Annotated in this window: 6 protein-coding genes and 1 pseudogene; 5 read left to right on the top strand and 2 right to left on the bottom strand. The window is 37.0% G+C overall.

Translation table 11 applies throughout. From position 1 onward, the window contains the following. Nucleotides 1-172 precede the first annotated feature (172 nt). Nucleotides 173-633 (top strand): annotated as a pseudogene (tnpA, locus tag KO087_RS05745) (IS200/IS605 family transposase). 156 nt (nucleotides 634-789) lie between these two features. Here the strand turns inward: tnpA and KO087_RS05740 are convergent. Next, the gene (locus KO087_RS05740; protein ID WP_215508345.1) at nucleotides 790-2,121 is read right to left on the bottom strand and encodes a relaxase/mobilization nuclease domain-containing protein; all 1,332 of its coding nucleotides are present in this window, start codon (nucleotides 2,119-2,121) and stop codon (nucleotides 790-792) included. Nucleotides 2,122-2,126: 5 nt separating this feature from the next. After that, a complete protein-coding gene (locus KO087_RS05735) occupies nucleotides 2,127-2,477 on the bottom strand; it encodes a plasmid mobilization protein (protein ID WP_215508344.1) in 351 nt (116 codons plus the stop codon). Between the two features lie 365 nt (nucleotides 2,478-2,842). Between KO087_RS05735 and KO087_RS05730 the strand changes: the two genes are divergently transcribed. Genes KO087_RS05730 through KO087_RS05715 form a run of 4 tightly spaced genes read left to right on the top strand, consistent with a single transcriptional unit; the run spans nucleotide 2,843 to nucleotide 6,570 of the window. Continuing rightward, entirely contained in the window at nucleotides 2,843-3,436 is a 594-nt protein-coding gene (locus tag KO087_RS05730; protein ID WP_215508343.1) for an MptD family putative ECF transporter S component, read from the top strand. Next, nucleotides 3,433-4,158 (top strand): energy-coupling factor transporter transmembrane component T, encoded by a 726-nt coding sequence (locus KO087_RS05725; protein WP_215508342.1) that lies wholly within the window; start codon nucleotides 3,433-3,435, stop codon nucleotides 4,156-4,158. Before KO087_RS05730 ends, KO087_RS05725 begins: the two co-directional genes overlap by 4 nt. Beyond that, nucleotides 4,155-5,546, top strand: a complete 1,392-nt coding sequence (locus tag KO087_RS05720; protein WP_215508341.1) for an ABC transporter ATP-binding protein — start codon at nucleotides 4,155-4,157, stop codon at nucleotides 5,544-5,546. Before KO087_RS05725 ends, KO087_RS05720 begins: the two co-directional genes overlap by 4 nt. Nucleotide 5,547: 1 nt before the next feature. Beyond that, nucleotides 5,548-6,570 carry a helix-turn-helix domain-containing protein gene (locus tag KO087_RS05715; RefSeq protein ID WP_215508340.1) on the top strand — a complete coding sequence of 341 codons (1,023 nt, stop codon included), beginning with the start codon at nucleotides 5,548-5,550 and terminating at the stop codon, nucleotides 6,568-6,570. Nucleotides 6,571-6,587: the final 17 nt, after the last annotated feature.

The following is a 6,587-nucleotide window of genomic DNA, read 5'->3' as shown; positions in this document are numbered from 1 at the left end:
GCGTAACTTTCATCATTTCCGCACGAAACTGCTTTTCGTTTGTTCAAAAGATAAGTGAGTGAGGGTGTGTAGGAAAACAAAAAGGAGCCTAGTTTTCACTAGACTCCCCAATGGTTGACATAGAACCAAAATTATTGTGATATCGGCAATAAAATATCAAGGAGGTATCCATATGGATAAGAACAGCTTAGCACATACAAGTTGGAATTGGAAGTATCATATCGTGTTTGCGCCAAAATATAGGCGGCAGGTTATATACGGGAAATTGAAACAAGACATAGGAAAAACATTAAGGGACCTATGCGACAGAAAAGGAATAAACATAATCGAAGCGGAATGTTGCCCGGATCATATACATATGCTGCTGGAGATTCCACCGAAATATAGTGTATCTCAAATCATGGGATACTTAAAAGGAAAAAGTAGCTTAATCATTTTTGATAGACACGCAAATCTGAAGTACAAATATGGAAATAGGCATTTCTGGTGTAGAGGATATTACGTCGATACTGCGGGAAAAAATGCGAAAAAATTCAAGAATACATCAAAAACCAATTGGAAGAAGACTACATGGCGGATCAGATAAGCATGAAAGAATTCATCGATCCGTTTATGGGTCAGCAGGTCAAATAAAGTATGAGAACAGGCGCTTTAGCGCCAACTGGGGAATGGTTGCAAGAGGAAGAAATTCAGGGCACGAGAGTGCTGCCGGTAACAGCCCCTTATAGGGGCATAACAAACCACCGGCTAAGCCGGTGGTTCTGATTTGCGAAAAAGAGGAAATAGAAATTATCTCTCCATCTCCTTCCCCATATAAATTCCGTAATTTTTTCGTATCTTGTAAAGCTCGTCCATAGTGGATTTTGAGGAAGAATACTCTTGCATAAGGGTGTTCTTTTTTTCTTGTAATTTATCAAGCTCAGCTAAAATATCCTTTGAATTTGGGAGCTTGGAATAAGATTTTTTAAGCTCTGAGAGAGCATTTTCATATAGGGTAATCTGAGCTTTGTACTCTTCAAAAAATGCCTTGTCAGATGGATTAGCCTTATATTCCTTGTAGCACGCTCTGTGTTTTTTAACGGTATGAACTTGCTCCATAGTGGTAGAAAGCTTCTGCATTTCCTTATCAATAGCCTTGATTTTCTCCTGTATATTTTGCCTTTCATCGGCTGCTTTTTGAATATACTTGTCAAGCTGTTTAACGGATTTAATGCCATGTTCTCTGATATAAATAACAGACTCAGCCATTGTATGAAGGTTATGTATGGTTGCCCAATATTCGTAGCCTTTGCTTTCCTTTACCTTTGCATTGGTGTTCATGTCAATAACATTGCCGATGCGTTTTTTGACGGCAGGAGTCTTGATAAACTCTCTTTCTGCAATTCGTTCTTTTAATCTTTCTTCGGTATAATCTTCTCCGATTGTTTTAGCCCTTGTAAATCTCGCCTTATCTTTTGGCTTAAAAGCAATGTGCTTACCGTATTTGATTTCATAGCCAAGATCCGCCATCTTCTTTAAAAATTCGTCCCAGTCCTTTGACTGTTTTATTATTCTATCAATGTCAAATTGAAGTTTACTTTTCCAAGAAGTACCACGCTTTGCCTGTTCATTCTCATACCAAGATTTACCGTTAATCTTGTATTTTTTCTTATAATTTTCGTAAAACTCGTCAATGACAGATAGGTTATTTTCTTTGCATAACTTATCGCTCTGATAACGGATTTGGTGGTAGCTTTTCTTGTTAGACTGGTAGCACCTACCCGTTACCATATTTACATTATTGAAGATGATGTGATTGTGGATATGTCCCTTATCTACGTGAGTAGATAAGACAAATTCGTACTCATCTTTGAGTATCTTCTTACACAGCTCCATACCGATCTGGTGAGCCATTTCAGGACTTGTTTCTCCCGGTAAAAAGGATTGAATGAGATGTCTTGCAAGAACGGTTCCTTTTGTTCCTGCGTCATTTCGTGTCCTTAAAAACTGAGTGTGAGCAGTTGATTCGTGGCATTTATGAGTGCTGACTAAAAGCTGTTCATCTGTTTTATCTCCATTAACAATATAAGCAATGGCAAGATGAAGAGTCGATTTTATTGGATGTATTTTTGTAATAGCCATAAAAACTAATCACCTCCGGAAGTCCTGTTAAGCAGCAGGGAATGAATTTGCCATAACTCTTTTGAGAAATGTTCAATTTCTTTTTTTATATCACTGATGTCCTCTTTGTAGATTACACCTGTTGAATTTACTCGCTTTGCAATTTGATTGATATTGTTTGTTGCATTAGAAAGCAAGCCTTGTAAATCTCTGAAAGGCTCTAAATCCACTTGATAAATTTCCTTTTCTAAAACACATTTGCGGATGAAAAGGCTCATATTTCTACACTTTGAAAGTTTTCTTTTCTCCTCAAAAAGAGCCTTTTCTTCTTCAGTTAGTTTAATTTCAAGTCTTTCGTTTCTTATTCTATTTGCCATAAATAACTCCTCCTTTGAATGTGTTTTGGGGTCTTAGGGTTCTCCCTAACAAGCTAAAAATTGATAAAAAAAGAAGCAAATCCCAAAGGGCTGCTTCGTCAATTTTCCGTAAGTGTCCGTACACTTACTGTGCTTGCTACAAAAGAATGATTAGGGTAGCAAGCATTAAGCAAGTTTTAATTTTTTTTATATTATACCGCAGATATTTGTAAAAGTCATTGTCATGGATCAATTTTGTTATTATATGAAATTTCTAAACTAAACAGAATAATAATGTCTAAATGGCATATGCAAACAAAACGTTTCAAGTTATTATAATTGTGTTAGCTTAATCTAACTAAAAAAATAGAAAGGACTAAACTTTTATGAGTAAACAAGAATTAGGAAACAAACTAAATGGTAGAGATTTTATCAATATCGGAATCTATGCGGCAATCTATTTTGTTATTGTTATGGCGCTGGCCATGACAGGACTCATTCCGATTTTTCTTATACTACTTTCATCTATGATTGGGATCATTGGGGGTATTCCGTTTATGCTTTTCCTTACGAAAGTGAAAAAGCCCGGTATGATTCTTATCATGAGTCTTATTATGGGAATTATGATGTTTGTAACGGGTATGACATGGATGCCTATTCCTTTTTCCATTGTCACTGGAATTATTGCAGAACTGGTTTATAGGAATGGTGAGTATAAGAGTATGCGTTCTGCCATTCTTACAGCTGGAATATTTCCTCTTTGGTCATGCGGAAACTATCTGCCATTATTTTTACAAAAGGCTAATTATTTTGCGGATAAAACTAACTATGGGCAGGAATACATCGATACTGTCGTAAAGCTTACTCCGAACTGGATGTTTTTTGTTCTGCTAATTGCTACTGTTATCTGTGGCATTATTGGAGGTGTTATCGGCAAAGCTCTGTTAAAAAAACATTTTGAGAGGGCGGGCATTGCATGATGGAAGTTTCATGGACACCACATAGAAAAAAGAGCCTGCTTGATCCCAGAACAAAACTGCTTCTTATTTTTGTAGAAGCAGTTCTTGTTTTATCAACAGCCGGGGGAAGTAGACTGTTTTGGTTCCGAGTTGCCTTTGCCTTTCTTCCCTTCTTGCTCTTACTTACAGCAAAGAAATATAAAACTTGTGTTATAGGCTTGCTTGTTCTGAGTACAATTTACTTTTTAGAGTGTGTCGTATTTCCACATGCAAAGGGGGCATTGGCAAATATTTTACTCATTATCATTATGGTTGTTAATCGCTTTCTTCCCGCCTACATGATGGGCGTATATGTAATCAATACAACTACTGTTAGCGAGTTTAAGGCAACAATGGAGAGATTACATATGCCAGATGCACTAACAATTCCTATGTGTGTCATGTTTCGCCTTTTTCCAACCATTCGTGAGGAAAATGATTCAATCCGCGCAGCCATGAAAATGCGAGGAATCCGATTCGGCGGAGGGAAAGTCGAGAAAATGTTGGAATACCGAATCGTACCCATTATTACATGTGTGGCGAAGATAGGTGAAGAATTGTCGGCTTCAGCACTTACAAGAGGTCTTGGAAAACAAAAAAAACGGACAAACATTTGTCAAATTGGATTAGGATGGGTGGATTATGTAATTTTTCTGTTTATTGCGTCAACATTGATTTATTGGCTTTCGGGGGTATTGGCATGATTGAGTTTAATAACGTCGGTTTCTCCTATGATGCGACACCGGAAATGAAGAGCATTAGTAACCTTTCTTTGACTGTGAAAGATGGAGAGTGCGTCCTTATAACAGGGCCTTCCGGATGCGGGAAATCCACTCTTTTGAGGTTGTTGAACGGGTTAATACCAGAGTTTTATAGTGGGAAAATCGAAGGTGACATATATATAGATAATAAAGATATACAAAAAGGTAGAATTGAAGATAATGCTGGAATGATTGGTACAGTTTTTCAAAATCCGCGTTCACAATTTTTTAATGTTGATACTACCAGTGAACTTGCATTCGGTTTGGAAAATCTTGCATTCCCAGAGCAAGAAATATTGAATCGTATTAGCAGAACTGTAAGGGATTTTCATATTGAGCCGCTGATGGATCGGAATATTTTTGAACTTTCTGGTGGTGAAAAGCAAAAAATTGCCTGTGCATCAATAAATGTTCTTGCACCGAGCATTATTCTACTTGATGAACCTTCAGCAAATTTAGATTACGAGGCAGCGGAAAATCTTCGAGAACTGATTATATGTTGGAAAAACGCTGGAAAAACGATTCTGATTGCGGAGCATCGTATCAACTATGTTTGGGATTTGGTAGATAAGGTAATCATTCTGGAAAATGGTACTTTTAAGAAAGAAATTGCAAAGAATGAAGTTAACTGTTTTACAGAAGATGATACAAAACAATTTGGGATGCGTTCTCTCAAAAGGGTAGCACCAACAAGTCTTGTCAGAACTAATACAAATTCAGATGATTATATCTTACTTAAAGATTTTAACTACTCACATGATAAAAAACGTAAGGTTTTCTCTATCAAAGAAATGAAAATCCCAAAAGGTAAAGTGACTGCTATTATTGGTACGAATGGTGCAGGGAAAACCACATTTTTGGAATGCATATGTGGTATACGAAAAAATAGCGGCATCATGTTTGTGGATGGGGTACCTTATACTTGTAAAAAACGTGTTGGCAAAATATTTATGGTTATGCAAGATGTTAATCATCAACTTTTTACGGAATCAGTTCTTGATGAGGTTTTGATTAGTCAGCCAAGGGAAAAAGAGGAGGAAGCAAAAAAAACTCTTTCCGATGTCGGGCTCGAAGCTTTTTATGACAGACACCCAATGTCGCTTTCCGGGGGGCAAAAGCAGAGGCTCGCCTTGGCATGTGCCATTGCATCAAAATTGCCAATTCTTCTTTTAGATGAGCCGACGAGCGGATTAGATTGCCTGCAGATGAATGCTGTTGCCCAAATTTTGAATCGATTAAAAAAAGAAGGAAGAACAATAATCACAGTAACGCACGACAGCGAATTTATTGAATACTGCTGTGATGATGTTATTCATATGGAGGAGGTATAGCATGAGTTGGGGTATTCACGTCTTTGATGAGCAAACAGAAAATTTTAATAGTATATCTGATATAGTTCAAGATACTTTTCATGGTTTAGGAAAGATTGGGGAATATCGAGTTTTATCTCGAACTGAAGATTGCGCTGTAATTCGTTTGGAAAACGAGACTGGCGAAGGAGATATGATTATTTACAAAGTCTTTGACGGTGTATTTTTAATATATAACGATTTTCATATGTCTTCTTATTCTTCTATATATCAGGCGGTAGATACAATGCTTGTTGTGGACTACTGCCGAGAGGGCAGTCTTACAATGGATTTGGATAATGACATGTATTATATGAAAAAGCCGGGCAATATATGTATTGATTCTCGTACTCATCATAAAGGGATATTTTTTTTCCCAACTAATCACTATCACGGGATCACGATCGGATTTGCAAATTCATTGGCAGAAAATGCACTTACCGAGAATGCAGCAGGTATTCCTATTGACCTTACAGATATACGAAGAAAATTCTGTGGAGAAGATGGATATTTTATCATACAGAAGGAAGAAACTCTTGAGCGCCTTTTTACCGATCTGTACTTGTTTCCAGATAGTGTGAAAATCCCTTATTTCCGTACCAAAGTATTGGAATTATTAGTTTGTATGTCTGCAATCGAGGCGAAGAACACAACAAAAGGAGGCTCATACTTCTACAAAGACAAGGTAGAAAAAACGCGAGCAGTGCAGAAATTGATTTCCGAAAACATAGATCAGGACTATACAATTAAGTGGTTAGCAGAGCGGTTTGATATTTCACAGACGGCTCTTAAGGATTGCTTCAAGAGCCTATACGAAAAACCAATCTACACATGGCTAAAAGAATATCGTATCGAAAAGGCCAAAGAATATCTAACAGAAAAAGAAGATATGAGTATATTAGATATTGCAATGGCAGTAGGTTATAAGAGCCAATCAAAATTCGGTGCTGTATTCAAAAAAATATGTGGCATGACTCCAAATGAATATAGGAATCATCGACATTAGGAAAAGGAGAGATTCAT

Origin of the sequence: Peptoniphilus rachelemmaiella, assembly GCF_943169845.1 — a bacterium.
Classification (GTDB): Bacteria; Bacillota; Clostridia; order Tissierellales; family Peptoniphilaceae; genus Aedoeadaptatus; species Aedoeadaptatus rachelemmaiella.
The sequence above is the reverse complement of the archived record's forward strand: the minus strand, read 5'-3'. Positions and strand labels throughout refer to the sequence as shown.

Bases quoted from the DNA above. Each gene is read 5' to 3' on its own strand.
- KO087_RS05740 (WP_215508345.1), bottom strand. From the start codon at position 2,121: ATGGCTATTACAAAAATACATCCAATAAAATCGACTCTTCATCTTGCC.
- KO087_RS05735 (WP_215508344.1), bottom strand. From the start codon at position 2,477: ATGGCAAATAGAATAAGAAACGAAAGACTTGAAATTAAACTAACTGAA.
- KO087_RS05730 (WP_215508343.1), top strand. From the start codon at position 2,843: ATGAGTAAACAAGAATTAGGAAACAAACTAAATGGTAGAGATTTTATC.
- KO087_RS05725 (WP_215508342.1), top strand. From the start codon at position 3,433: ATGATGGAAGTTTCATGGACACCACATAGAAAAAAGAGCCTGCTTGAT.
- KO087_RS05720 (WP_215508341.1), top strand. From the start codon at position 4,155: ATGATTGAGTTTAATAACGTCGGTTTCTCCTATGATGCGACACCGGAA.
- KO087_RS05715 (WP_215508340.1), top strand. From the start codon at position 5,548: ATGAGTTGGGGTATTCACGTCTTTGATGAGCAAACAGAAAATTTTAAT.